22 protein-coding genes are annotated in these 24,821 nt (G+C 64.5%); 10 read left to right on the top strand and 12 right to left on the bottom strand.

Going from position 1 to position 24,821, the window contains the following annotated elements; genetic code table 11:
- Positions 1 to 56: 56 nt before the first annotated feature.
- From AB3X86_RS24795 to cls, 3 genes are all read left to right on the top strand, one after another.
- Complete coding sequence (locus AB3X86_RS24795; protein WP_368598069.1) at positions 57 to 908, top strand: H-NS family nucleoid-associated regulatory protein; 852 nt, start codon at positions 57 to 59, stop codon at positions 906 to 908.
- 22 nt (positions 909 to 930) lie between these two features.
- The gene (locus AB3X86_RS24790) at positions 931 to 1,437 is read left to right on the top strand and encodes a hypothetical protein (RefSeq protein WP_368598068.1); all 507 of its coding nucleotides are present in this window, start codon (positions 931 to 933) and stop codon (positions 1,435 to 1,437) included.
- 151 nt (positions 1,438 to 1,588) lie between these two features.
- Complete coding sequence (gene cls, locus AB3X86_RS24785) at positions 1,589 to 2,863, top strand: cardiolipin synthase (protein WP_368598067.1); 1,275 nt, start codon at positions 1,589 to 1,591, stop codon at positions 2,861 to 2,863.
- Positions 2,864 to 2,897: 34 nt separating this feature from the next.
- Here the strand turns inward: cls and AB3X86_RS24780 are convergent, their stop codons facing one another.
- From AB3X86_RS24780 to AB3X86_RS24750, 7 genes are all read right to left on the bottom strand, one after another.
- The gene (locus tag AB3X86_RS24780; RefSeq protein WP_368598066.1) at positions 2,898 to 3,788 is read right to left on the bottom strand and encodes a hypothetical protein; all 891 of its coding nucleotides are present in this window, start codon (positions 3,786 to 3,788) and stop codon (positions 2,898 to 2,900) included.
- A 56-nt stretch (positions 3,789 to 3,844) separates the two neighbouring features.
- Positions 3,845 to 4,639: a MetQ/NlpA family lipoprotein gene (locus AB3X86_RS24775; protein WP_368598065.1), complete on the bottom strand. Its 795-nt coding sequence runs from the start codon at positions 4,637 to 4,639 to the stop codon at positions 3,845 to 3,847.
- Positions 4,636 to 5,727, bottom strand: coding sequence for a formylglycine-generating enzyme family protein (locus AB3X86_RS24770; RefSeq protein ID WP_368598064.1), 1,092 nt, complete (start codon positions 5,725 to 5,727; stop codon positions 4,636 to 4,638). Before AB3X86_RS24770 ends, AB3X86_RS24775 begins: the two co-directional genes overlap by 4 nt.
- Positions 5,728 to 5,734: 7 nt before the next feature.
- Complete coding sequence (locus AB3X86_RS24765) at positions 5,735 to 7,705, bottom strand: arylsulfatase (RefSeq protein ID WP_368598063.1); 1,971 nt, start codon at positions 7,703 to 7,705, stop codon at positions 5,735 to 5,737.
- Positions 7,706 to 7,847: 142 nt separating this feature from the next.
- Positions 7,848 to 8,390, bottom strand: a complete 543-nt coding sequence (locus AB3X86_RS24760) for a hypothetical protein (protein ID WP_368598062.1) — start codon at positions 8,388 to 8,390, stop codon at positions 7,848 to 7,850.
- Between the two features lie 51 nt (positions 8,391 to 8,441).
- The gene (locus tag AB3X86_RS24755) at positions 8,442 to 9,095 is read right to left on the bottom strand and encodes a response regulator (RefSeq protein ID WP_368598061.1); all 654 of its coding nucleotides are present in this window, start codon (positions 9,093 to 9,095) and stop codon (positions 8,442 to 8,444) included.
- Complete coding sequence (locus AB3X86_RS24750) at positions 9,092 to 10,507, bottom strand: cache domain-containing protein (RefSeq protein WP_368598060.1); 1,416 nt, start codon at positions 10,505 to 10,507, stop codon at positions 9,092 to 9,094. Before AB3X86_RS24750 ends, AB3X86_RS24755 begins: the two co-directional genes overlap by 4 nt.
- Positions 10,508 to 10,712: 205 nt before the next feature.
- Between AB3X86_RS24750 and AB3X86_RS24745 the strand changes: the two genes are divergently transcribed.
- Together AB3X86_RS24745 and mctP are read left to right on the top strand one after the other, a co-directional pair.
- Positions 10,713 to 10,910: a DUF3311 domain-containing protein gene (locus AB3X86_RS24745; RefSeq protein WP_018434172.1), complete on the top strand. Its 198-nt coding sequence runs from the start codon at positions 10,713 to 10,715 to the stop codon at positions 10,908 to 10,910.
- Positions 10,907 to 12,388 (top strand): monocarboxylate uptake permease MctP, encoded by a 1,482-nt coding sequence (gene mctP / locus AB3X86_RS24740; protein ID WP_176366006.1) that lies wholly within the window; start codon positions 10,907 to 10,909, stop codon positions 12,386 to 12,388. The genes AB3X86_RS24745 and mctP overlap by 4 nt, the downstream gene beginning before the upstream one ends.
- A 90-nt stretch (positions 12,389 to 12,478) precedes the next feature.
- Here the strand turns inward: mctP and AB3X86_RS24735 are convergent, their stop codons facing one another.
- From AB3X86_RS24735 to AB3X86_RS24720, 4 genes are all read right to left on the bottom strand, one after another.
- Positions 12,479 to 13,162, bottom strand: a complete 684-nt coding sequence (locus tag AB3X86_RS24735) for a Fe2+-dependent dioxygenase (protein ID WP_368598059.1) — start codon at positions 13,160 to 13,162, stop codon at positions 12,479 to 12,481.
- On the bottom strand, positions 13,159 to 13,995 hold the full coding sequence (locus AB3X86_RS24730) for a tetratricopeptide repeat protein (protein WP_368598058.1): 837 nt from the start codon (positions 13,993 to 13,995) through the stop codon (positions 13,159 to 13,161). The genes AB3X86_RS24735 and AB3X86_RS24730 overlap by 4 nt, the downstream gene beginning before the upstream one ends.
- Positions 13,995 to 16,241, bottom strand: coding sequence for a TonB-dependent receptor (locus AB3X86_RS24725; protein ID WP_368598057.1), 2,247 nt, complete (start codon positions 16,239 to 16,241; stop codon positions 13,995 to 13,997). The genes AB3X86_RS24730 and AB3X86_RS24725 overlap by 1 nt, the downstream gene beginning before the upstream one ends.
- 430 nt (positions 16,242 to 16,671) lie before the next feature.
- The gene (locus tag AB3X86_RS24720) at positions 16,672 to 17,904 is read right to left on the bottom strand and encodes an NAD(P)/FAD-dependent oxidoreductase (protein WP_368598056.1); all 1,233 of its coding nucleotides are present in this window, start codon (positions 17,902 to 17,904) and stop codon (positions 16,672 to 16,674) included.
- 252 nt (positions 17,905 to 18,156) lie between these two features.
- Here AB3X86_RS24720 and AB3X86_RS24715 point away from each other — a divergent pair, with 252 nt between their 5' ends.
- From AB3X86_RS24715 to AB3X86_RS24700, 4 genes are read left to right on the top strand one after another with little or no spacing between them, the layout of a single operon-like run.
- Entirely contained in the window at positions 18,157 to 18,921 is a 765-nt protein-coding gene (locus AB3X86_RS24715; RefSeq protein WP_368598055.1) for a DUF3348 domain-containing protein, read from the top strand.
- Positions 18,922 to 18,931: 10 nt separating this feature from the next.
- Positions 18,932 to 21,550, top strand: coding sequence for a DUF802 domain-containing protein (locus AB3X86_RS24710; protein ID WP_368598054.1), 2,619 nt, complete (start codon positions 18,932 to 18,934; stop codon positions 21,548 to 21,550).
- Positions 21,547 to 22,200 carry an OmpA family protein gene (locus tag AB3X86_RS24705; RefSeq protein WP_368598053.1) on the top strand — a complete coding sequence of 218 codons (654 nt, stop codon included), beginning with the start codon at positions 21,547 to 21,549 and terminating at the stop codon, positions 22,198 to 22,200. The genes AB3X86_RS24710 and AB3X86_RS24705 overlap by 4 nt, the downstream gene beginning before the upstream one ends.
- On the top strand, positions 22,193 to 22,825 hold the full coding sequence (locus AB3X86_RS24700; protein WP_368598052.1) for a DUF2894 domain-containing protein: 633 nt from the start codon (positions 22,193 to 22,195) through the stop codon (positions 22,823 to 22,825). Before AB3X86_RS24705 ends, AB3X86_RS24700 begins: the two co-directional genes overlap by 8 nt.
- Before the next feature lie 58 nt (positions 22,826 to 22,883).
- On the opposite strand, the gene AB3X86_RS24695 is transcribed toward AB3X86_RS24700, so the two are convergent.
- Complete coding sequence (locus AB3X86_RS24695) at positions 22,884 to 23,636, bottom strand: TerC family protein (RefSeq protein ID WP_368598051.1); 753 nt, start codon at positions 23,634 to 23,636, stop codon at positions 22,884 to 22,886.
- Positions 23,637 to 23,756: 120 nt separating this feature from the next.
- Between AB3X86_RS24695 and AB3X86_RS24690 the strand changes: the two genes are divergently transcribed.
- Positions 23,757 to 24,638: a LysR family transcriptional regulator gene (locus AB3X86_RS24690; RefSeq protein ID WP_176379305.1), complete on the top strand. Its 882-nt coding sequence runs from the start codon at positions 23,757 to 23,759 to the stop codon at positions 24,636 to 24,638.
- Positions 24,639 to 24,821: the final 183 nt, after the last annotated feature.

Raw genomic sequence — 24,821 nt, 5'->3', positions numbered from 1 at the left:
CCTTTCTTCCGTCATTCATGGCATAGTTCGACGATTACCACATAAGGAGCAATCAAATGCCTTCGTTAGAGCAAATCCAAGCAAAACTTAAGAAGCTCCAGGCGCAAGCTGACGTTCTCATTGCCAGAAAAGCACAGGCCGCGGTCGATCAGATTCGCGAGTTGATGCTCAAGCACGGTCTGACGACTGCGGATATCGAAGCACAGGCAAAGGCACGACGCTCCGCGCGAGGTCTGAATGGCAATACGGGTACGGGCCGGGGAAGACCTGCTGGCGTGAGCAAAGCCGCCAGGTCGGCAACGCCGGCGAAGTACCGCGACCCTAAAACCGGCGCGACCTGGACGGGGCACGGCCGCGCACCTGGCTGGATCGCCGGCGCGAAGGACCGCACGGTGTTCCTGATCGACGCTGCGAGCGCAAGCAAAGCCGCGGCTACTCCCGCCGCGAAGCGCGGCAAAGGTCAGCCGAAAGGCGCCCAGCCGCCGAAGTACCTGGATCCGAAAACCGGTGCGACGTGGAGCGGACGCGGTCCGGCGCCGGCATGGCTTGCTTCCGTTAAGGATCGCAGCAAATTCCTGATCGATGGCGCGAGCGCGGCTGCCGCTCCGAAAGCGGTGAAAACGGCGGCAAAAAGCGGCCAGGCGAAAGCGACCGCAAGCGCGGTAGGCAAGAAGACTACGGCGAAAAAAGCAGTGGCGAAAAAAGCCACGCGCAAGACGGCCGTGAAAAAGACCGCGGCCAGAAAGGCAACCCCGGCAAGCCGGAAAGCCGCGGTGAAGAAAACCGCTGGCCGCCAAAGCGCTGTGAAGATGGCAAGAAAAGCACCGGCCCGCAAGGCTGCCGCAAAGAGCACGGCCGCGCCTGTCGCGGCGGCTCCCCAAACGCCCGAGACGCAAGCAGGCGCGTAATAGCCGCGGAGTCGTGAAGTAGATGGTTAGCACGTTCGATGCATCCCGGCAGGAAGATCAGGTCTTCCTGCTGGACTCCGTTCCTCATCCGGCAGCCGATGCCTCCGAACCATTCATCGTCGCCAGCGATCGCCGTGTAATCCTCACTTATCCGATCGCGGAGTCGGACTTTGAACGGTTCGGGCCATTCGATCCCGACGACGATCCTTTTTGCGCGGTATTGTTCGCCGACGCCGTATTTCATCGTCTCGGGCCGCCGGGCGATGACGCTCTCGCCATTCATCCGCTCGCGGCGCAAGGTCTCACTGGCTACGCGGTGCATGAAATCGTCAATTCGTCGTTGTGCGCGGAGATTGCGGCCGTGACGACGGACCCGATCTCCATTGCTGCCGAGTCACCGGCGCGGCGGCATTTCGTCATTACGTTTCAGGCATCGACGTTCGAATGCGTGGCTTCGGACTATACGGTCATCGGCGTTTTCGGCGCGGGCGAAATAGCCAGTCGCGAGGCATTTGCTTTGGTCAGATAACGCGTTGGAACCGGAAAGCAAGGCGCGGTCCCGATGCGGGCACGCGCCGTGCATGACCTGAGGACCGTGAAAGCCGGGCACGAGTCCGGCTTTTTCCCGTCGGACGAGGGATGCGCATGCCGTGTCCCGCCGCCTGCCATCGAGGCCATGCATGCTGACCATTGCTATTACCGCGTTCGTCACGCTGGTGATCGTTCTCGTGATCGCCAATCTGTCGAGCGGCGAGAAGAAAATAGAACATAAGATCGAGCGGCTCTATAAGAGCGAAGATCCGCAATTCCTCCGCTCGATGGGTCTATTGCTCGGTCCGCCCGTGGTGCCGGGTAATCGCTTCGAGATGCTGCTCAACGGCGACCAGATCTTTCCGTCGATGCTCGAAGGCATTCGGTCGGCGCGCGAAACCATCACATTTGAAACGTTCATTTACTGGTCTGGCGAGATCGGCGAGCAGATTGCGCGTGCGCTTGCCGATAAGGCGCATGAAGGCATCGCCGTGCATGTGCTGCTCGACTGGGTCGGTTGTTCGAAAATGGATCGGCGCTATCTGCAACTGCTGCGCGAGGCGGGCGCCGAAGTGGTCAAATTTCACAAACCGCATTGGACCGGACTCGGTCGCATGAACGATCGTACGCACCGGAAACTATTGGTGATCGACGGCCGGATCGGTTTTACGGGCGGGGTCGGCATTGCACCGGAGTGGACCGGCCACGCGCAGGACGAAAAGCATTGGCGCGATACGCATTTCCGCTTGACCGGTCCGGCGGTCGCCCATATGCAGGCCGTCTTCATGGATAACTGGATCAAGGCGACCGGCAACGTCTTGCACGGTCCCAGGTATTTCCCGCACATCGACGCCGAGCCGAAAGGAGAGGGCGAGAGTTTTGCGCATATGTTCAGCAGTTCGCCGTCGGGCGGCAGCGACGACATGCAGTTGATGTATCTGATGGCCATCACTGCCGCGACGCGCAATTTGCAGCTTGCGAGCGCGTACTTCGTGCCCGACAAGCTCACCATCAACGCGATCGTCGAAGCCGCGAAACGCGGCGTCAAAGTCCAGATCGTCACGCCGGGCAAACGCATCGATACGCACACGGTGCGCGAAGCGTCGCGGGCATGCTGGGGCGATCTATTGAAAGCGGGCGTCGAAATCTACGAGTACCATCCGACCATGTTCCATTGCAAGTTGCTGGTGGTCGACGAGTACCTGGTGTCGGTCGGCTCGACGAACTTCGATAACCGCTCGTTCAAGCTGAACGACGAAGCAAACCTGAATATCTACGACCGCGCTTTCGCCAGACAGCAGACCGCCGCGTTCAACGACGATATCGCGAAGTCGAAGCGCATCACACTCGAAGCATGGACGCGACGTTCGTTTGCCGAGAAGGTCGTCGAAAAGTTCGTACGGCTGCTGGACACGCAGCTTTGAATAACTGAATAGAAAGTGTCGACGCGCCGACGGATCAGTGAACGGCGCCGCTCAGATACGCTTCGATGTCGGGGCGTAAAGCCTGCGTGCCATTGTGTTGCTCGATGGCAGCCGCATCGACGAGGCGCGCTTTCGCATGTCGATACGCATTGGCAAAGCCGCGCAGTTGCTGCGTGACCGGACGATCGTCGAGCCGGCGTCGTGTGAGCGCTTGCACGATGCTGCGTTCGATCAACGCCAACTGGCTGTCGATGTAGTCGATGCACAGTTCGCGACAGCGCGACGATGCCGCCGCGACGCTTAGCAGTGCCGGCACGAGCGAGATTGTCAGAAAACCGCCCGCGGGGATGCGTGCAAGCGCGGCGGGTGAATCGAACAGGTCGGCGTGCAATGCTTCGAATACGGCTTGCGTCCAGATTGCGCGCTCCTGTTCTAACGCGCGACGCCGCTGCGCGAGCGCATTTTTAGCGTGCGGATCCGCAATGCGGCCTTTGTCGACCAGCAACGCCGCATCGTCGCGTTTGCCTTCCTGTATGCATGCGCTGCCGACATAGATGGCGCTGGAGCCGCGTTCGGCCAGCACCAGATGTTGCAGGGTGTCCGGCACGAGCGGGTCGAGCGGCACCACTTCGCAGGTCAGCGGCTTGCCTTGCAGATGAATCGCGCAGCGTCCGTCGTCCGCGAGAGCAGGGCAGCGCGCGAGCGACGGATAGTCGAAGCCCTGCGCGACGATGCTGAAGGTATCGCCCGCGCGGTACAGCAGCGTATCGGCGAGCACTTCGAACGCCGCGCAGTCGGCTTCGTCGAGCACGGCTTCATGCCGGCCGACATGCAGCCGTTGGCCGGGCCGCCTGCGCGCCACGCGTCCGATCGCGATGCAGCCGATAAACCGGTCGGGATGGCGAAACAACTCCGCCAGCGTCATCGTCGGTGGACTGTTGCAGCATCGACCGCACGCGGAGCAGGAAAACGAAAACGTGTTCACCACGGCCGACGCACCGAGTCCTGATAGCGCGTGAGGATGAAATGCGCGACGTCGTTCGAATGATAGGCGGCGACCAGTTGCGCGACCCATGGGTGCTGGCGATCGCTGTCGCGCACGGTCAGCACGTTCGCATACGGCGAGCGCGCGTCTTCGAGACTGAGGCCGTCGCGAGCGGGGCGAAGACCCGAGCGCGCCGCTGTGTCGCTGTCGATCACGGCGAACGCGACGCTGTCCAACGAGTCGTACAGGCGCGCGCGCGGCAGCTGGCGAATCTTCAGATGGAGGCGGTTGCTCGTGAGGTCGGCGAGCGTCGCGTGCAGGCCCGCGCTGTCGCGGAACGTCAGCAGCGTTTCGTTTTGCAGAAGGATCAGCGCGCGTGCGGTGCCGGCGGGATCGTCAGGTATCGCAATCGTCGCGCCGCGCTGCAATTGCACGAGATTCGTCAGCTTGCGCGAGTAGAGCGCGACCGGAAACGTGACGGTCGTGGCCACGCTCGTCAGTGCATAGCTATGCTGTTTGCGCTGCGCGTCGAGCGCGGGTTCGTCTTCGAAGCTCGCGACGTCGATCTGTTTCGCGACGAGCGCCGCGTCGATCCGCGACGGCTGATCGAACACCACGATGTCGAGCGCGAGGCCCTCGGTCGCCGCGACGCGGCGCACTTCGTTCATGATTTCCGCTTGCGCGCCCGAACTCACCCCGACTTTGATGGTCTGCGCGGCGGCGTGCGCGGGTTCGGGCAGCCAGGCAGTCAACACCGCGAACGCAAGCGCGGCAATCGCATATCGCTTCATGACCGATCCCTCGACACCGTGCGAAAGCCGATATGCGAAGCCGGCAAATCGGCTTCCTGCTGCTCGCGCGACGCCGCGCGATACCTGACGCAATAGTCGCGCGAGCACAGGAACGAGCCGCCCTTGATGACCATCGGCGTATCGTGTCGGCGACTGAGCGGCGCCACGGCCGCGGTATCGCCGTTCGTATGCGATTGGTGCGGACCGCTGTACACGTCCTTGGTCCATTCCCACGCATTGCCGATCATGTCGTAAAGCCTGAAGTCGTTCGCCGCATAGCAGCCGACCGGTGACAGGCCGGCATGACCATCCTCACTGGTGTTGAGCACAGGAAACACGCCTTGCCAGTAGTTTGCGCTCGGCTTGCCGTGCGCGTCGCGCGGCGCAGTGTCGAGATCCGCGCCATCATGGCCGGCTTTGCCCGCGTATTCCCATTCGGCTTCGGTCGGCAGATCGCGGCCGAGCCAGTGTGCGTAGGCGAGCGCATCGGCCTGCGTGACCATCGTCACCGGTTGATTCATGAGGCCGTCGAGATTGCTGCCGGGGCCGCTCGGATGATTCCACGCGGCCCCCTTGACCCAACTCCACCACGCGAGATCGCGCGCGTTCATTTCCTCGCGTGTCGGCGTGTGAAAAACGACCGCACCGCCCTGGCGCTCCGCATCGCTGACGTAGCCGGTCGCGCGCACGAACGCGGCGAACTGCGCATTCGTGACGTCGGTCTGGTCGATCCAGAAGCCGGCAACGTGCGTCTTGCCGTTGCCGGCCGGGCGCTCGTCTTCGTAACCGAGCTTGCTGCCGAACACGAAGTCGCCACCATGCAGATGCACCATGCCGGCTTGCGGGTCGTCGCGCCAGCGTGCAGGCAGGCCAGAGTATCGCTCGCATTGCTGCTCGGAGCCGAGCGCGGCGAGCGGGCGCGAGCGGTTGAGGCTGTCGAATCCGCTGGACGGGCCGCCGCCGAATACCGCCGCGCTCGCCACACCGATGGACGGCGCGGCAAACGCGGCGGCGAATGCGGCCGCCGCGATCGCGGCGTACGCGCCATACAGCGCCACGCCGCCTTTGAGCTTGAATGAAAACGCCATCGTGTGCTCAGTAGTAGCCGCGCGGACGCAACAGCTCGACGCCGCCGACGCCAGTCATATAGTCGTTCCACTGCTGCACGAGACCATCGATGATCGACGGGTTCTGCGCAGACACGTCCTGCGTTTCGCCGCGATCGGCGCTCATGTCGTACAGCTGCCAGTGACCGTCGACGGGGCCGAGCGGCGGTTCGGTCCACAGAGCTTTCCAGCGGCCGTCGGCGCTGCGCAGATAACCGCGGCCGTAGGCCTCGTCGCCGAACGACGCGCTATGCACGGGCGCCGTGCTCTGATCTTCGAGCTGCGGCAGCAGAGATCTTCCGGTGATCGGATACACATAGCGGTTGTTGTAGATCACCTTGCCCTTGTTCTGATCGACGCCGGTCAGCGTGTTGATCAGCGCGGGCGCGGGCGTGGTCGGCGACGCGATTTGCGCGACCGCGAGGAACGTCGCGGTGTTGTCCGTCACGTGCGTGAATTCGCGCAGCGTCGGCTTTTGCGAAGTCTGGCCCGGCAGATGCACGATCAACGGTGTCGACACGCCGCCTTCACCCGAATAACCCTTGGTCAGGCGGAACGGCGTCGCGCTGACTTCGGCCCAACGCAAGCCGTATTGCAGACGTTGCGCGTTCTGCTTGCCGTTGTCGGTGCCGAGTTGCGAGTAGGTCGGATCGGCCGCGTTCGCGGTGTCGGTGGCGGTCGGGTCCGCGCCGGAATCGATCGGCCAACCCTCCGCGCCGTTATCCGACTGGAACGCGATGAACGTGTTGTCGTATTCGCCGATGTCCTTCAGATGCTGGATCAAGAGGCCGATGTTGTGATCGAGGTTCTCGACCATGCCCGCGTAGATTTCCATGTACCGGGCCTGCGCTTTCTTCTCGGCCGGCGACAGGCTGTCCCACTTCTTGTTCACATAGCCGGGGCCGTAGTCGGTGTAGCCCTGCACGGCGCTGTGCACGGCGCTCACGTATTTCGCGTTCGTGGTGCCGTTGTTCGCCGTGGCCGGGCTCGCGGCCAGCGTCTCCGATGCGCCGCCGTACGGCACGAAGTCCTGCGGAATGATGCCGAGCGCTTTCTGCCGGGCGATCCGTGCATCGCGGATCGCGTCATAACCGGCATCGTATTTGCCGACGTAGTTGTGCAGATAAGGATCGGGCACTTGCAGCGGCCAGTGTGGTGACGTATAGGCCGCGTACGCGAAGAACGGCTTGCCGTCGCCCTTGTTCGAATCGATATAGGAGATCAGCCGCTGCGTGTAGAAGTCGGTCGAGTAGAACACGGCTGGGCTGCCGCCCGCGCCGCCCGGTTGCCCAGGCTGGCCCGGCTGCACGTACTTGCCGTCTTCGGTGTAGTTCTGCGAGCCGGCCAGTTCGTGCGCGAAGTGATTGGACGCGGCGCCGCCGAGCAGCGCGTAGCTGTGCTCGAAGCCCCATTGGTCTGGCGTCTGCCCGCTGCCCGTCGCGCTGCCGACGATGCCCGAGCCGATGTGCCACTTGCCGGCCATGTACGTGTGATAGCCGCCGTCCTTCAGCAACTGCGCAACCGATAGCGCGCGATCGTTCAGATAGCCTTCGTATCCCGGCAGTCCTTTGCGCTCGTCGGTCGGCACGCCCATCGTGCCCTCGCCGACCAGATGGTGATCGGTGCCCGAGATCAGCATCGAACGCGTGATCGCGCAGACGGTGCCCGTGTGGTGGTTCGTCAGGATGCGGCCGCTTTGCACCAGCGCATCGAGATTGGGTGTGTTGATTTCGCCGCCGAACGCGTGGATGTCGGAGTAGCCGAGGTCATCGGCCATGATGTACAGGATGTTCGGCCGCTTCTGCGCGACGACCGGCGCGGCATTCGACGCGGCGGACGCGGCCGGCAGGTTGTCTTCGCCGCACGAGGCGAGCGTGACGAGGCTCGCGACAGCGGCGCCGATCACGCCGAGACGCAATGAAGGGCGATAGCTGGTACGGCGAAATCGAGGTGTTGTCATTGTTATTGCGGACCGTAGGGTAGGGCCGCTGATGTTAGCAATGACGTTATAGAGGCCAAACGAACGATTTCTGCGTTGCTATCGACGTTTGCCGATATAGCAGACGACAGATGCCAGAGGCGAAAACATCGCCAGTTGCCTGCTAATTGCCAGGATTGAGCACGGGCTTATCCGGGTCCGCCTGCGTGCGGTACGGCAACTCAGTGGCGTGAGGATCGGTGATCGTATTGTCGATTACGCGCTCGACGTCCGCCGTTTTGGCCAGTTCGTTCAGGAAGGTCTTTTTGTCGAAGCCCGGCGCGACGCAACCTTCGACGTAGATGAAGCGGCGTTGCAGCGTCAGCCATAGCGTCGATTGCTCGCGCCAGTGCGTCGCGACGTTCAGATTCGCGAGACGCCGTTGCACGCTGTCCGCGATTTCCGCGTCGTACAGATACGCGTTCGGCAAACGGCAACGGCCTTCGATCCAGCAGCTATTGCCGCGTTCGATCCGGTAATGGCTATCGTCGAGCCATTCCTTTTCGGTTTCGAACGGGCCGAGCGGTGTCGGGCAATCGGCGACAGCTTTGGAGATCTGCAGAAATGGATCGTGGCCGCGATTGACGCGCGCCGGTTCGCCATAAACGCGAGCCGCGGCCACGCAAAGCATCAGGCTGGCGAGACTCAGTTCGAACACGCGTTTCATGCTGTGGCTGCCCCAGGTGTGGACCGGCTCATTATCGCGCGCCAGCGAACCTCAACGCTTGTTGCGCCGATTCTCGACCGCGAACTTGATCAACTCCGCCTGCCCTTCGATATCGAGCTTGCGCTTCAGATTCAGCCGGTGCGTCTCCACGGTTCGCACCGACAGATCGTTGCGCAGCGCGATCTGCTTGCTCGACAGTCCCTCGGCAAGCGCATCGAGAATATCGCGCTCGCGCGGCGTCAAACGTTCGACTGGCGATTGCGTCGCCGACGCCTGGATCAGTCGGGCGCTAATCTCCGCGCTGAAGAACGTCTTGCCGTCAAGTACCGCGCCAATTGCCTGAATGATCTCGAGCGCCGGCGAATCTTTCAGCACATAGCCGCTCGCGCCCGCGCGCACCGCCTGGGTCACGTATTCGAGGTTGTCGTGCATCGACAGCATCAGCACGCGAATCGCCGGAAAGCGCTCGTGAAACAGGCCTGCCAACGCAATACCGTTCATGCCGCTTTTCATGCCGACATCCATCAGCGCCAGATGCGGCGCCTGTCGTTCGGCCACAGCGAGCGCTTCCTGCGCGTCGCCCGCTTCGCCGACCACTTCGAAGTGGCGCACTGCTTCGAGCCGTGCGCGCAGACCGTCGCGCACGAGCGGATGATCGTCGACGAGCAGCAGACGCGCGATGGAAGGAGAGGTCGTGTCGTTCATGATGAGAATTCCTGCAGGGGCGGCACCGTGGCGTGCGTCGTTGGCAGCGGCACGCGCGCGGTGACGACGGTGTGTCCCGGCTGCGAGTTCAGCGACAGCGTGCCGCCGAGCGCTTCGAGCCGTTCGCGCATGTTGCGCAGACCGACGCCTTCGAGTCCGCCGACGAATGCGTCGGCCACGTCGAAGCCGCGGCCGTTGTCGGAGATCGTCAGCGTGACCGTATCGCGCGACACTTCGAGCGCAAGCGCCGCGCTCGACGCCTGCGCGTGCCGCACGATGTTCGTCAGCGCTTCCTGAGCGATACGAAACAGCACGGTGTTGACCGTATCGGGCAGCGTGGCCGCATGCGTGTGCGCGATCTGCGTGAAGCCGATCGCGATGCCGGACTCGTCGCCGAGTTCGCGCGTCAGTTGTTCGAGCGCGGCGGCGACGCCGAGATCGTCGAGCATCGACGGACGCAGCGCATGAGAAATGCGCCGGACTTCGCGCAGCGTATCGCCGAGCCGCGTGAGTCCGGTGGACAGCGCGGCCTCGGCGGCGGGCACGCGCGCGTCGCCGCGTTCGAGCCGCGCGAGCGCCGATTCGAGCAGCAGCTTCACGGACACCATCATCTGGCTGATGCCGTCGTGCAGTTCGCGCGACAGGCGTGCGCGCTCGTTTTCCTGCGACTCGACGACCTGCTGCGCGAGCCGCTTCAGCTTCGCGTCGGCGCTGCGATATTCGGTCACGTTCAGCACGAGGGCGCATAGCGCAATGACCGCGAGGCCGGCCACGGCGATCGCGTCGATCCACTTCATCGTGCGATCGATATTGGCCGCGGCCTCCTCGTCGATATGCGCGAGCGCCGTGTCGACGTCGTCGAGATAGATGCCGGTGCCGAGCATCCAGCCCCAGCGTTCGAGCGGCACCACGTAGCCGAGTTTCGACTCCTCCTTGCCGGTCGACGGCCGGTGCCACAGATAGCGCACGTAGCCGCCGCCGCGCGCGGCCGCGGCGAGTAGCTGCTGGATCGTCGGCGCGCCGTGGCTATCGCGCAACGACCACAGATCCCGGCCCACCAGATCCGGCTCGCGCGGATGCATCAGCGTGCGGCCGTGCAGGTCGTACACGAAGAAGTAGCCGTCCTCGCCGAAATTCATCTTCTCGAGCACCGCGAGCGCGCGCGTGCGCAGCAGCGCGTCGTCGCGCGCGTTGGCGCCGCCGGCTTCGTAGAGCGGCGCGATCGCGGTGGTCGCGAGTTCGACATAGTGCTTGAGCTCGACCTCCTTGCTGGCCATGTAGGCGGACTGGGTAGTCGCGTGCTGCCGCTCGGCGAGCGCCGTCGCTTCGCGGCGCACGCCGGTCTCGATGCTCGCGATCGCCGCCAGAAAGGGCACGATCGCAAGCAGCACAATCTTTGCTTTGAGTTTCATCGTTGAAAAAAGCCGGTCAACGGGCTACGTATTATTACGTAGACGGCTTACGTAGTTGCGCGCTTGTAAGGAAAGGCGCGAAGGCGAATACTACATGCCCGTCGCATCCTGCGCTGCGCCAGACCTGGCGGGCGAGTGTGCGGCGTTCCCGATTTCCCCGCACGAGCCATCGCGCGTGCTGTCGATAATACTCAAGGAGACGTTCGTGGAGACCTCCCCGCCGGCCGGCCGTTCATGGCTCTGGCTCATTTTGCTGATCCCTTATATCGCGCTGCTGTGGCTGCCGTTCTATAACGACACGCATCCGTCGCTCGCGGGCTTTCCGTTCTTCTACTGGTATCAGTTTCTGTGGGTGCCGTTGACCTCGCTGCTGATTTACATCGTGTATCGAGGTCTCAAATGAGCGATCTGAATCCTGTGAACCCGGTTGCGATGACGGTATTCATCGCATTCTTCGTGCTCGTCACGGTGATCGGCTTTTTCGCGGCGCGCTGGAAGCGTGGCGATCTGACGCAGTTGCACGAGTGGGGCCTCGGCGGCCGGCAGTTCGGCACGATCATTTCGTGGTTCCTCGTCGGCGGCGATTTCTACACCGCTTATACGGTGATCGCAGTGCCCGCGCTCGTTTTTTCGGTGGGCGCGTACGGCTTCTTCGCATTGCCGTACACGATCATCGTTTATCCGTTCGTGTTCGCGGTGATGCCGAAGCTGTGGAGGGTTGCGCACGCGAAGAACCACATCACCGCGGCCGACTACGTGCACGGCGAATACGGCGGCAAGTGGTTCCCGGCAGCCATCGCGCTGACCGGCATCGTCGCGACGATGCCGTATATCGCGCTGCAACTGGTCGGCATGCAGGTCGTGATCAAGGGTCTCGGCGTCAGCGGCGAATTGCCGTTGATCGTCGCGTTCGTGATCCTCGCGCTCTATACGTATGCGAGCGGCCTGCGCGCGCCGGCGATGATCGCGTTCGTCAAGGACATCATGATCTATATCGTCGTGATCGCGGCGATATGGCTGATCCCGGTGAAGCTCGGCGGCTATGGGCACGTGTTCGAACTGGCCGATGCGCACTTCCAGGCGAAGGGCGGCGCGACCGGCATTCTGCTGAAGCCGAACCAGTACACCGCGTTCGCATCGCTCGCACTCGGCTCGGCGCTTGCCGCGTTCATGTATCCGCATACGATGACGGCGGTGCTGTCGTCGTCGTCGGCAAAGACGGTTCGCAAGAACGCGATCTTCCTGCCGGCTTACACGGTGCTGCTCGGCCTGATCGCGCTGCTCGGCTATATGGCGATCGCCGCGGGCGTGAACGTGAAGTCGGCGAGCGACGTGGTGCCGGCGCTGTTCGGTACGCTGTTCCCGTCGTGGTTCGTCGGCTTCGCGGCCGCCGCGATTGCGATCAGCGCGCTGGTGCCGGCCGCGATCATGTCGATCGGCGCGGCGAATCTGTTCACGCGTAATCTGTGGCGTCCGCTGGTGTCGCCCAACCTCTCGCCTCAAGCGGAAGCGGCCAACGCGAAGATCGTCTCGCTGGTCGTCAAGTTCGGCGCGCTGCTGTTCATCGTGTTCCTGCCGACGCAGTACGCGATCGATCTGCAACTGCTCGGCGGTGTGTGGATTCTGCAGATTTTCCCGGCCATCGTGTTCACGCTGTACACGCGCCGTCTGAACACGCCGGGTCTGTTCCTCGGCTGGCTGGTAGGTATCCTGCTCGGCACCGGCCTCGCGATTTCGCAAGGGCTCAAGCCGGTGTATGGCCTGCATTTCGGCCACGAGAACTATCCGCTGTATATCGGCCTGATCGCGCTGGTCGCGAACATCGTCGTGAGCTTCGTGGTGTCGGCAGTGTCGCCGCGTCGGGCTGCCGTGACGGCCTGATCGACGTTTGTCCGGCTCGATGAAAAACGCCGCGGGGCAGTTGGCCCGCGGCGTTTTTTATTGCATCGACGGCCGGTGACCTGGCGCCGATCAGGCGTCGGCCCAGCGACGTAGCAGATTGTGATAGATGCCCGTGAGGCTCACGACGGTCGCGTCGTTCGAGCCTCGTTCAGCCGCGAGCGTCTGCACGTCGTTGTCGAGCTGGAACAGTGTCGCGCGCTGGCCGTCGTCGCGCACCATGCTCTGAATCCAGAAGAATGACGCGACGCGCACGCCGCGCGTGACCGGGCTCACGTGATGCAGGCTCGAAGCGGGGTAGAGCACCATGTCGCCGGCCGGCAGTTTCGCGCGATGCACGCCGTAGGTGTCCTCGATGCAAAGCTCGCCGCCGTCGTAGGCGTCCGGTTCGGCGAGGAACAGCGTAGCCGACAGGTCGCTGCGGATGCGGAAGTCAGTGCCGCGCAACTGGCGGATCGCATTGTCGATGTGCGTGCCGAAGCCGTCGCCGCCGGTATAACGATTGAAGAGCGGCGGGAAGACTTTCAGCGGCAGCGCGGCGGAAAAGAAGCGCGCGTTGCGGCCGAGCGCGTCCTGAATCGCATCGCCGATCGCACGCGCGGCGGGTGAGCCTTCGGGCAGCTGCTGGTTGCGCTTGGCTTGCGCCGATTGCTGGCCCGAAGTCGCATTACCGTCGATCCATTGCGCCGCGTCGAGCATTTCGCGGCATTGCGCGACCTGCTGTTTGCCGAGTACGGCGGGTAAATGCAACATCATGTGCGCGGCTCCTGCGTCAGGTTTGGCGTAGCGCTGATTTGCGTGTTCATGTTGAGGTTCGCATTCGCATTGGCATTCGCATTGGCGTTTGCGCCAAGGCTGCGTTCGAGTGCGCGAAACGCACTAACGGGAGAAGCGGCCAGCCATGCGCGCATCTTCGCGACGAAAGCGCCGGTCGCGGTGTGCGGCACACGTTGCAACCATTGCAATGCTTCGGCGATTTCGCCACGCTCGGCGAGCAGCCGCGCGTAATTGAACTGCCCGCGAAAATCGCCGCCTTGGGCGGCGCGTCGATAGAAGTCCAGCGCGATATCCGCATCGGCATCGACGCTCCAGCCGTCCTCGTAAAAGCTGCCGACGAAGTTCAACGACTTCGCGTGCCCGAGTTCGGCCGCACGCAAGAACCACTGCAATGCCTGCGCGCGATCGCATTCGATGCCCTGACCGAGCGCCAACGCCGACGCATAGTTGTACATGCCCCAGGCGAGCCCGGCGTGTGCCGTGAGCCGATACCAGTACACGGCGACCGGCGCGCAGGCGGCCGTGCCCCAACCATGTTCGTAGCAGCGGCCGAGCATGTTCATCGCCATCGGATGATCGCGCCGGGCCGCGTGCCGGAACCAGACGAACGCTGCGTCGACGTCGCGCTCGACGCCGTGACCGTCGAGCAGGTACTGGCCGTACACGGCCTGCGCCTCGACGATGCCGTTGCGCGCGGCCGCCCCGACCCACGCGGCGGCACGCTCGGACGGCCCCGCGAGGATGGCGGCGAGTTCATCGCGCGACACGCTCGCGAGCGCCCGCACCGAGACTTCGTTCTGCGCGCGCGGCATCAGTAGTGCGCGTTGAGCGTCAGGAACGCGGAGCGTGCCGGTGCGATCGACGCGTAGTGCGAGGCGTACGCCTGGTCGTAATACGTGCGGTTGAAGATGTTCTGCACGTTCAGTTGCAGATCGACGTGCTTGTTCACGCGATACGTCGCCATGCCGTCGAAGCGCCAGTACGACGGCACCGCCCGCAGATTCGCGGTATCGCCATACACCTGCGACATATAGAACGCGCCTCCGCCGATCGTGAACTTCGGCAGCACGTCGTAGTTGGTCCACAGGCTGATGCTGTTCTTCGGCGTGTTCGGGAACTGATGGCCGTTATCCGACGTGGTCTTGCCGTTGTTGCGCAACTCGCTCTTCAGATACGTGTAGCCGCCGAACACCTGCCACTTGTTGGTCAGTTGACCCGCCACGCCGAACTCGAACCCCTGCACGCGCTTGTTGCCGACCATCGCGTAGGTGTTGTCCGGCAGCGTGACGCGCGCATTGGTCGTGTCGATCTGGAACAGCGCGCCGGTCAGCGATAGCTTGTTGTCGAGCACGTTCCACTTGCTGCCCACTTCGACGCTGCGGTTCTTTTCCGGCGACAACAGCGCCGCGTTCGGACCGACGCCTCTGGACGGTATCAGCGACTGCGTTTCGCTGCCCTGGCCGAGCAGTGCGCCAGCCGGCGTCGACGACGTGGAGATCGACGCGTAGATGCTGCCGTTCGAGGCCGGCTTGAACACGAGGCCGAACTGGTAGTTGAACAGCGTGTCGTCGCGCGACACACGCGTCGCGCCGTTGGCGACGGTATTGCGTAGTTCGGTCGAGTAATCGTCGACGCGCAGGCCGACGTTGGCCTGCCAGCGCCGGGTCAACTCGATCGTATCGAACGCGTAGATCGATTTGGTGGTGGTGCGTTGCTGGCTCGGGTCGTTGGTTTGCCTGATCGATCCGGCCCACGGATCGTTCGGATTCGGCGTCCAGAGACTCGTGCAGTTATAGACCGACGCCGCGCCAATGCCTTGGGTTGCGCAGATCGCGCCGGTCGCGGCCGCCACCGTGTACGAATCGTTGACGCTGGTTTCGCGCGACAACTCGATACCGGTCGTGAAGCTGTGCTTCAGGAAGCCCGTCTTGAATTCGCCGAACAGTTCGGTCTGGTTCGCGAGGCTGTACACGTTGCTCGCGCGCGTGTTCGCGCGGCGCCACACCTTGCCGTTGACGACGTTGCCCTGGCTGTCGTCGGGCTGGGTCCAGATGTAGTCCTGGGTCGACTTCGTGTAGCGCGTCGTGTTGCGGATCGTCAGGTCGCCGTTGATGTCGTGTTCGATGCGCACGGTGCCGATATCCGAACTCGTCTTGCGGAAGTCGCGGTCGATCAGGCCGTAAAAGTTGTGGCGGTCCACCGGCGCCGGGAAGATCGTGCTGACGTTCGCCGGCTTGTTGGTCGTCGTGTAGAAGTACGGGATGCCGCTGTCGGGCAGATCGTCCGTGGTGAGGTGGTAGTAGCTTGCAGTCACGCGGGTCGGCGTGCCGAGACCGTACGTGAACGACGGCGCGATGCCCCAGCGCTCGTTGTTGACCGCGTCGCGGCCGGCCACGTCGTTGTTGTGGCTCATCACGTTCAGGCGGAACGCCGCGTGGTCGGCCATCTGCCAGTTGCCGTCGGCGGTGAAGCGGCGATAGCGGTCGGTGCCGAGGCCGACGCTGCCGTCGGCGGTCGTGCCCAGATGCGGTGTCTTCGTGATCAGGTTGATGCTGCCACCCGCGCCGCCGCGGCCGCCGAACGCGCCGTCCGAACCCTTCGTCACTTCGATGCTTTCGATGTTGAACACTTCGCGCGTGGTCGCGCCGATATCGCGCATGCCATCGACGAACGTACTGCCCTGCGCGTCGTAGCCGCGAATGAACGGCCGATCGCCGAGCGGGTTGCCGCCTTCGCCGGCACCGAACGTGATGCCGGGCACGGTGCGCAGCGCTTCGGTCAGCGTCGATGCGCCGGTGCTGCGAATCAGCTCCTCGGGAATCACGGTAACCGACTTCGGCGTATCGACGAGCGGTGCGGTGAATTTGACCGATGCGGAGTGATCGGTCTTGAAGCCATCGTCCGACTGGCCTTGCACGGAAATCGGCGCGAGCTGGCCCTCGCGCTCGGGCGGCGCGGCGGCCGTGGTGCCCTGCGCGAGGGCGGGGCCGGCGGCCAGTACGCCGCATAGTGTCGTGCTGATTTTGCCGAGCGTCGGATCGTCGGACCGCAACTTCATGTTTATCCCCGTCGAGTTCGGGAAGCCGGGGCCGGTGCTAGTTTCCTTACCCGGGCATTCCATGTTTATTACAAAGTGATTTCGTGGCGGATTGTATTCAATTGCCACGTAATTGAGAAGCGTTCTCAATAGAATTTTGGCGGGAGCTGCCTGGGAAGATGTGCGGCGAATGTGGGTTGAGAGTGAGATCGGCGAGAATTGCTGTATGAAGGCGGGCGTTTGGCGGCTGTACCCGCATAGCCTATCTGTGGAAGGGATGGCCCGAAGGGCGTGGCGAGGAGCGGTTTTGAGAATCGCTGTCCTCGCCTTGGTTGCGGAAGAGGGCGAAAACCGGTCGTTCAAGAGGCCCATTGCGGGCACTCTTGTCCGTCGTTTCTTTCACGGAAGTAACAAAATCAGGCGCTCGATCGAGCCGCCTCGGACCATCCGGCTAAAACCGCTCGACGCGAAACGGCCGCGGATCGACCAGCGTCTGCTCGCCGGTCATCATCTCGGCGATCAGCCGCCCCGTCACCGGTCCGAGAGTCACACCATGATGCGCATGGCCAAACGCGAACCACAGCCCCTGATGTTTCGTCGCGGGCCCGATGATCGGCATCATGTCCGGCGTGCACGGGCGCCGTCCCATCCACGGTTCAGGGTCCAGACGTTCGCCGAGCGGAAACAGCGTGCGCGCGATGGGTTCGGCCGCATCGAGCTGCACCGGCGTCTTGACCGCTTCGGGGCGCGCGATTTCGACGCCCGTGGTCAATCGGATGCCGCGCGCCATCGGTGCGAGCACATAGCCGTGGTCGACGTCGAGAATCGGATGGTTGAGGTGCGCGGTCCGACGCGCTGCGTAGTGCATGTGATAGCCACGCTTGACCGCGAGCGGCAGCCGATACCCGAGCCGCGTGCTCGCGCGATCGGACCACGGCCCGAGCGCGATCACCGCCGCTGCGGCCGAGATCGGCCCGTCCCGCGTATCGACCTGCCAGCCTTCGCGCAGCGTATCGGCATCGCCGATGAAGAACCGTCCGCCGAGCGCTTCGAAGTACCGCGCGTACGCGGTGACGAGCGCGTTCGGATCGCTGACGGAATCGGATTGCGGATAGCGCAGGCCGCCTTGCAGGCGCTTGTCGAGATCGGGTTCGAGCTGTTGCAGGCGCGGGGCGTCGAGCGTTTCGAACTCGACGCCGTATTCGCGATGCCACCGTTCGGCAAGCGTGATTTCGGCATCGCGCGCGGCAGTGTGGCGAAACACCTTGATCCAGCCGATGGGCCGCAGCAGCGCGCTCGCACCGGCGTCCGCGGCGAGCGCGCGATGTTCGCTGACGCAATGCTCGATCAATGTCGCGTACGACTTCGCGATTTCCGCGTGCTTCGCCGGATGTGAGTTGCGCCAGTAGCGCCATAGAAACGGTGCAACCTGGAGCATCGCGTCGGCGTGATAGCGCACGTCAGGCGACTGGTTGCGCGCGTAGCGCAGCAGCGTGCCGAGCCCGCGCGGAAACGCGTACGGATAGACGCCTTCGCGCTGGATCAGCCCGGCGTTGCCGAACGACGTCTCGTTGCCCGGCTGCTTGCGGTCGATCAGTGCAACCGCGCGCCCGCGCTTCTGCAGATGCACGGCGACGCATACCCCGACAATGCCGGCGCCGAGCACCACGGTATCGAATTTCATGCTGCCTGTCCGCCTTGCGTGTGTTCTGTGTGTTGTCGACGCTCCGCAGTGTTCAGTGCGAGGCGATGCGCCAGCTTTCATCTTATACAGGGATAGGCTCGGTTCGCTATTGGCAAAAAACCGCGCTCGAGAAAACGCGCGAATGCCAGGTTCGATCGGGCAAAACCGGGTCTTTCGACGCACGATCGAGTAAGCGACTTCGGACTCGTTGGCCCCAGCGTGTAAACTGCTGACTTTTTTGCGTCCGGTGGTATGTTGCAAGCCCCTCTGCGCAGCGCCCTCAGCGGGCCCGCGCTCGTTCGCTTACTGGCCCGTCTCGCCGAGGCCGACGTCGCCGAATCGCGCCAATCGCTGGCGGATCGGCTGAGCCAGTGGCTCGGCTGGACCGACGCTATCGCGTTGTCATCGGCGCTCGACGGCAAGCCGCCGGCCGTCGCTGGTGGCGCGCGCGCGTTCGGTCGCGCGGAAGAGGAAGAGTGCACGCGTGTGCGCCGCTCGCTGGTGAGCGCAATCGCCAGCGATAGCGTGCTCGCGGGCTCACGGCGGCGTGGCTCGTCGTCTTTGTCTGCCCGGATGTCGGCACCGCGCGTGGCCGTCGACACGCAGACCGACTACGCGGTCTTCAGGCAGCGCTATCTCGCGCTTCAGCAGTCGATGGAAACTGCGATCGGCACGTTACGCGGGCGGCTGCGCGCGCTGCTGGCGACGCAAGCGCCGGCGCTTGCGCGGCTCGCGATCGTCGATGCGGTGATGGAGCGTGCGCTCGGCGAGCGCGAGCGGACTTTGCTGGGCGCGGTGCCCGGCCTGCTCGGCGGGCACTTCGAGCGCTTGAAAGAGGGGGAGGCCCGGAGGGTCGCGGAGGCGGAAGCGACCGACGCCAGCAACGCTGCCGCGCCGCTCGCGTCCGACGCATGGCTCGACGCCTTCCGCAAGGACATGCAAAGCGTTTTGCTGGCCGAGCTGGACGTTCGTTTTCAACCGGTCGAAGGGCTGCTCGCGGCTCTTCGCGCCTGCTAACTGGGACCCCATGTCCAGATATCGTATCGATCTCGTTGTATTTCTCGCGGGGCTCGCCGCGGCGTGCTGGATCGCCGTCGGTTACGCCGTCTCCAATGCGCTCGCGTTCGCCGTTACGCTGCTGATCGGCGTGTTCTATGTGCTGGGCGCGCTCGAATTGCGCCGCTATAGTCAGGCAACCACTACGCTGACGGGCGCGCTTGCTGCTCTGTCCGGACCACCGCCGAGCCTTGCCGCGTTTCTCGAACCCGTCCATCCGAGTCTGCGCAATAGCGTGCGGCTGCGCGTCGAAGGCGAGCGCGTCGCGTTGCCGGGACCTGCGTTGACGCCGTATCTGGTCGGCCTGCTGGTGTTGCTCGGCATGCTCGGCACGCTGCTCGGCATGGTGATGACGCTGCGCGGCACCGGCCTCGCGCTGGAGAGCGCAAGCGACCTGCAGGCGATCCGCGCATCGCTGGCGGCGCCGGTCAAGGGGCTGAGCTTCGCGTTCGGCACCTCGATCGCGGGTGTCGCGACCTCGGCGATGCTCGGGCTGCTGTCGGCGCTATGCCGCCGCGAGCGGCTCGAAGCGGCGCAACAGCTCGACGTGAAGATCGCGACGACTTTGCGTGTGTACTCGCAGAGCCATCAGCGCGACGAAAGCTTCCGGCTACTGCAACGCCAGGCCGAAGCGACGCCGCTGCTGGTCGAACGTCTGCAGACGATGATGAGCGCGCTCGAACAGCAAAGCGCCGCGTCGAACGAGCGGCAGATCGCGAGTCTCGACGCGTTTTACGGACGCACCGAAGCGGCTTATCTGCGTCTTGCCGGTGTGATCGAGCAGTCGCTGAAAGACAGTGTGGCCGGCAGCGCGCAGGCTGCGGGCCGGGCCCTGCAGCCGGTCGTCGAAGCGACTATGGCCGGTCTTTCGCGCGAAACCGCCGCGTTGCGCGACGCGGTGACCCAGGCCGTGCAGCGCCAGCTCGACGGCATGTCGAGCGGTTTTGCGGCGACCAGCGCGAACCTCGCCGAGATTTGCAGCAGCGCGCTCGCCGGGCATCGGCAGGCGAGCGACGAGTTGGCCGCGCAACAGCGCGCTTCGGTCGAACGCGTTGCCGAAGCGTTCGAACAGCGCTCGGCCGCGTTGCTCGACGGCGTGTCCGCGCGGCTCGAAGCGACGGCCAGCGGCATCTCGCAGGCGTGGGGTGACGCGTTGGCAAAGCAGCAAAGCGCGGGCGACAAGCTCGCCGCCAACAACGAGCAGGCGTTGGCGCGCGCCGCCGCGACGTTCGAACAGCATGCCGCGGCGTTGCTGAACGCTGTCGGTAGCTCGCATACGAAGTTGCAGACGGAACTGACTGCGCGCGACGAGCAGCGTTTGAGCGCATGGGCGGAGGCGCTCGACGCGATGGGCGCGAAGCTCGGCGAGCAATGGCGGCAGACGGGTGCGCAGGCCGCCAGCCATCAGCAGCAAATCTGCGACGCGCTTGCGCAGACGGCGCGCGAAATTTCTGCGCAGACGCAAACGCACGCCAGCGCGACGATCGCCGAAATCGATCGACTGGTGCAAGCAGCGGCGGAAGCACCGAAGGCGGCAGCAAATCTGCAAGCCGAACTCGCCGCGCGCGACGAACAGCGCTTCGCCGCATGGACCGAAGCACTCGGTGCGATGACGGCGAAACTCAACGAGCAATGGCAGCAAACGGGTTCGCAAGCTGCAAGCCATCAGCAGCAAATCTGCGACGCGCTCGCGCAAACGGCACGCGAGATCTCCGCGCAGACTCAAACGCATGCGAGCGCGACGATCGCCGAAATCGATCGACTGGTGCAGGCCGCGGCCGAAGCACCGAAGGCCGCAGCAAATCTGCAAGCCGTACTCGCCGCGCGCGACGAACAGCGCTTCGCCGCATGGACCGAAGCGCTCGGTGCGATGACCGCAAAGCTCAGCGAACAATGGCAGCAGACGGGTTCGCAAACGGCGACCCGTCAGCAGCAGATCTGCGACGCACTCGCGCAAACCGCGCGCGATATCTCCGCGCAGACGCAAACCCACGCCAGCGCAACGATCGCCGAGATCGAACGCCTCGTGCAGGCGGCATCGGAAGCGCCGAAGGCCGCCGCCGAAGTCGTCGCGGAGCTGCGCCAGAAGCTCTCCGACAGCATGGTCCGCGACACCGCGATGCTGGAAGAGCGCAGCCGGCTGCTCGCCACGCTGGAAACGCTGCTGGACGGGGTCAACCACGCGTCGACCGAACAGCGCACCGCCGTCGATGCCTTGGTCTCGACGTCGGCGGATCTGCTCGAACGCGTCGGCAATCGCTTCACCGAGCACCTCGAGCACGAAACCGGCAAGCTCGGCACGGTCGCCGCGCAGGTCACCGGCAGCGCGGCCGAAGTCGCGAGTCTCGGCGAAGCGTTCGGCGCGGCCGTCGGCATGTTCGGCGAAGCGAACGACAAGCTCGTCGCGCATCTCGAACGCATCGAAGCGGCGCTCGACAAATCGCTTGCCCGTAGCGACGAACAGCTCGCCTACTACGTCGCACAGGCGCGCGATGTGGTCGATCTCAGCGTGATGTCGCAGAAGCAGATCGTCGAAGACCTGCAGTTGCTGGCCGCGCAGCGCGCGACCGCCGGAGCCGACGCGGTATGAGCGAGGACATCGACGGCGGCGTGGAAACGGCCGCGCCGGTTTGGGCTTCGTTCGGCGATCTGATGTCGGTGCTGGTTGGCGCGTTCGTGCTGATTCTCGTAAGCGTGATCGGCATGCAGCTCGTGCTATCGAACCAGCTCGAGCAGGAGGTCAAGCAGCGCCAGGCCGAAACGCAGCGGCGCAAGACGCTCGAGCAGGCGCTCGCGGGACCGCTCGCGGCGGGGCGCGTGACGCTCGTCAATGGCCGCATCGGCATTAGCGGCAACGTGCTGTTCGCGCTGAACTCCGCCCAGCTGCAGCCCGAGGGCCGCGCGCTGCTGAAGAGCCTCGCCGGTCCGCTGTCCGCGTATCTGCGCGCGAGCGATCAGATCCTGATGGTCAGCGGCTTCACCGACGATCAACGCCTGCGCGAAGGCAATCGACGCTTTGCCGATAACTGGGAGCTGTCGGCGCAGCGCGCGTTGACGGTCACGCGCACGCTGATCGACGAGGGCGTGCCGGCGTCGTCGGTGTTTGCGGCGGCGTTCGGCGCCGAGCAGCCGGTCAGTTCGAATGCCGACGAATCCGGCCGCGCGAAAAACCGCCGCGTCGAAATCGCGCCGGTGCCGCGGCCGTCGAGCGCGGCGACGGCGGAGAAGTCCGGTGCTTGACGACGCAATCGACGCGGCTCGCGCGACGCTCGATGCATGGCGCGCGAGCGGTGCGGATCGGCTCGATCCGCTGCGCTTTCATCTGCTCGACGCGCTTGCGCGGCGCGCGGCGCGGCACAGCGGCGAGACGCGACGTGTGATCGAGCAACGGTTGGCAGCATTACTGGCCGAATATACGGCCGAGGTCGAGCATGCGGCCGCGGCCGGGAGCGCGTTGCAAGCCACTCCCGTTGAAGCCGGCGCGGCCAGCGACGCCACGCTCGCGGCGCTGATCGAACGGCTTGCCCGCCACCACGCGCGGGCCGATGCTCCGCACGCCGCCGCCTATCCCGAACTCCCCGCGCTCGACTACTTCCGCGAAGTCTGGTCGAAAGTCCGCACCGAAAAGCAGTTGCGCCAGTCGCTCGCGCAGGTGCCCGGCAACGCGGGGCCGCTCAATTCGAGCAGCCTCGTGCATCGTGCGCTGTCGTTGATGCGCGAGCTGTCGCCGGGGTATCTGAAGCAGTTTCTGTCGTATGTCGATACGCTGTCGTGGCTCGAGCAGATGAACGGCGGCGCACCGGTCGAGAAGGAAGCGCCGCGCGCCGCGACGACCGCCAAGGGCGCCCGCAGGAAGGCGCGCTAACGCGCCAACGGCGGCTGGAAGCTGCTTGCGCCAAGCCGCCGGGCATTTCATCACGGCATTACTCCTCGTTGCTTGCCAGCCGTTTCGTCTTCGCGCGCCGCGCGAGCATGTTCATCCCCTCGACGAACGCGGAGAACGCCATCGCCGCGTAGATATAGGCCTTTGGCACGTGCGAGCCGAAACCATCGGCGATCAGCGTCATGCCGATCACGAGCAGGAAGCTCAGCGCCAGCATCACGATGGTCGGATTGCGATCGATGAAACGCGCGAGCGGCTGCGCCGCGAACAGCATCACCATGATCGATACGATCACCGCGACGAACATGATCGGCAGGTGCTCGGTCATGCCGACCGCGGTGATGATGCTGTCGACCGAAAACACGATGTCGAGCAGGATGATCTGACCGATTGCGGCGGCCACGGTCAGCTGTACGGTCGAGGTCGATTTCGCGGTGACTTCGTCATCGGGGATCATGTGCTGACGGATTTCCGTGGTCGCTTTCCACACGAGGAACAGGCCGCCAGCGACGAGGATCAGATCGCGCCACGAAAAACCATGATCGAACAGCGTGAACGCGACCGCGGTCAGCTTCGCGATCCACGCGACGGTGCTGAGCAGAATCAGCCGCAACACCAGCGCGAGCAGCAGCCCGATGCGCTGCGTACGTGCGCGTTGCGCTTCCGGCAAGCGGTTGCTGAGGATCGAAATGAAGATCAGGTTGTCGATGCCGAGCACGATTTCCATCACGATCAGCGTAACCAGTGCGGCCCAGGCGGCGGGATCGGCAACGAGTGCAAACAGGGAGTCCATGAGGTGGGGCGAGCGAGTGCGCCGCGAGCGGCGGAACCGCCATCATCGGCCTGTTCACGGTTCGAATGAACCAGTGCTAATCTGAACGACGTTTCGGTTTTTTCGAAGTATCGGATCCGCATGCTCAACTATCGTCACCTGTACTACTTCTGGATCGTCGTGAAGGAGGGCGGCTTCGCGCGCGCGGCCGCGAGACTCGACATGGCCGTGCAGACGATCAGCGCGCAGGTTCGCGAACTCGAGAAAGCGCTCGGGCGCCAGCTATTGAAGCCCGCCGGTCGCGGCGTCGCGATGACCGAAGCCGGTGAGCAGGCGTTCAACCGCGCGGAGCAGATATTTCAGCTGGGCGAGGCGTTGCTCGACGAGATGCGCGAGACGAGCGGCGCGGAGTCGGTGCGGCTCGCGGTCGGTTTGTCGGACGGGATTTCGAAGCTCGCCGCGCATGCGTTGCTCGCGCCGGTGCTAGCCACGCCGTCGCTAAGGCTGCTGTGTCACGAGGGGGAGCCCGCGCAACTGTTGTCGGAGCTCGCGCTGCATCGGCTCGATCTGGTGCTCGCCTGTCAGCCTGCGCCGCACGGCGCGGACCTGCGCGTGCTGAGCCAGCGCGTCGCGGGCTCGCCGGTCGACTGGTACGGGCCCGCGCAGATCGTGCGCAAGCCGGCGCGCGACGGCTTTCCGCACTGTCTCGCGGACCTGCCCGTGCTGCTGCCGACCCGCCACGGCGCACTGCGCGCGCGGCTCGACCGCTGGTTCGAGGCGCAGGGAATCAGGCCGCGCGTCGTCGGCGAATTCGAGGACAGCGCGTTGATGGCGGTGTTCGCGGCGCGCGGGCTCGGCGTGTTTCCACTGGCGGAGCTCGGCGCCGACGATCTCACGTTATTGCGGGGCTTGCGCTGGCTCGGCCGCGCGGACGGCGTAATCGAGGAGATTCACGCGATCCGCTCGCGACGCGGCCAGCATCATGCGCTCGCGTCGCAGGTGATCGCGGCGGCGCAGTCGTGAGGGCATCTCACCGTCGCGGCGCGCGCGCATTAGAACGCGGGGCGCATGCCCACCGTGACCGCGACCTGCGAATTCGTCGACCTCGTAGTTGTCGAGGCGCAGCGAGCCGCTGAGCGTGCCGGTGGCGTCGCCGGCCAAACAACGAAGGGGCGAAGCTTACCGTGCTCGGGTGTGCGCCGGGCG

It is taken from the genome of Paraburkholderia sp. BR14374, from assembly GCF_040948685.1.
Lineage (GTDB): Bacteria > Pseudomonadota > Gammaproteobacteria > Burkholderiales > Burkholderiaceae > Paraburkholderia > Paraburkholderia youngii.
Note: the sequence above shows the minus strand (reverse complement) of the source record. Positions and strands in the feature narration are given on the sequence as shown.

Coding starts and splice junctions, on each gene's coding strand:
- AB3X86_RS24795 (WP_368598069.1), top strand. CDS start 57: ATGCCTTCGTTAGAGCAAATCCAAGCAAAACTTAAGAAGCTCCAGGCG.
- AB3X86_RS24790 (WP_368598068.1), top strand. CDS start 931: ATGGTTAGCACGTTCGATGCATCCCGGCAGGAAGATCAGGTCTTCCTG.
- cls (WP_368598067.1), top strand. CDS start 1,589: ATGCTGACCATTGCTATTACCGCGTTCGTCACGCTGGTGATCGTTCTC.
- AB3X86_RS24780 (WP_368598066.1), bottom strand. CDS start 3,788: ATGACGCTGGCGGAGTTGTTTCGCCATCCCGACCGGTTTATCGGCTGC.
- AB3X86_RS24775 (WP_368598065.1), bottom strand. CDS start 4,639: ATGAAGCGATATGCGATTGCCGCGCTTGCGTTCGCGGTGTTGACTGCC.
- AB3X86_RS24770 (WP_368598064.1), bottom strand. CDS start 5,727: ATGGCGTTTTCATTCAAGCTCAAAGGCGGCGTGGCGCTGTATGGCGCG.
- AB3X86_RS24765 (WP_368598063.1), bottom strand. CDS start 7,705: ATGACAACACCTCGATTTCGCCGTACCAGCTATCGCCCTTCATTGCGT.
- AB3X86_RS24760 (WP_368598062.1), bottom strand. CDS start 8,390: ATGAAACGCGTGTTCGAACTGAGTCTCGCCAGCCTGATGCTTTGCGTG.
- AB3X86_RS24755 (WP_368598061.1), bottom strand. CDS start 9,095: ATGAACGACACGACCTCTCCTTCCATCGCGCGTCTGCTGCTCGTCGAC.
- AB3X86_RS24750 (WP_368598060.1), bottom strand. CDS start 10,507: ATGAAACTCAAAGCAAAGATTGTGCTGCTTGCGATCGTGCCCTTTCTG.
- mctP (WP_176366006.1), top strand. CDS start 10,907: ATGAGCGATCTGAATCCTGTGAACCCGGTTGCGATGACGGTATTCATC.
- AB3X86_RS24735 (WP_368598059.1), bottom strand. CDS start 13,162: ATGATGTTGCATTTACCCGCCGTACTCGGCAAACAGCAGGTCGCGCAA.
- AB3X86_RS24730 (WP_368598058.1), bottom strand. CDS start 13,995: ATGCCGCGCGCGCAGAACGAAGTCTCGGTGCGGGCGCTCGCGAGCGTG.
- AB3X86_RS24725 (WP_368598057.1), bottom strand. CDS start 16,241: ATGAAGTTGCGGTCCGACGATCCGACGCTCGGCAAAATCAGCACGACA.
- AB3X86_RS24720 (WP_368598056.1), bottom strand. CDS start 17,904: ATGAAATTCGATACCGTGGTGCTCGGCGCCGGCATTGTCGGGGTATGC.
- AB3X86_RS24715 (WP_368598055.1), top strand. CDS start 18,157: ATGTTGCAAGCCCCTCTGCGCAGCGCCCTCAGCGGGCCCGCGCTCGTT.
- AB3X86_RS24710 (WP_368598054.1), top strand. CDS start 18,932: ATGTCCAGATATCGTATCGATCTCGTTGTATTTCTCGCGGGGCTCGCC.
- AB3X86_RS24705 (WP_368598053.1), top strand. CDS start 21,547: ATGAGCGAGGACATCGACGGCGGCGTGGAAACGGCCGCGCCGGTTTGG.
- AB3X86_RS24695 (WP_368598051.1), bottom strand. CDS start 23,636: ATGGACTCCCTGTTTGCACTCGTTGCCGATCCCGCCGCCTGGGCCGCA.
- AB3X86_RS24690 (WP_176379305.1), top strand. CDS start 23,757: ATGCTCAACTATCGTCACCTGTACTACTTCTGGATCGTCGTGAAGGAG.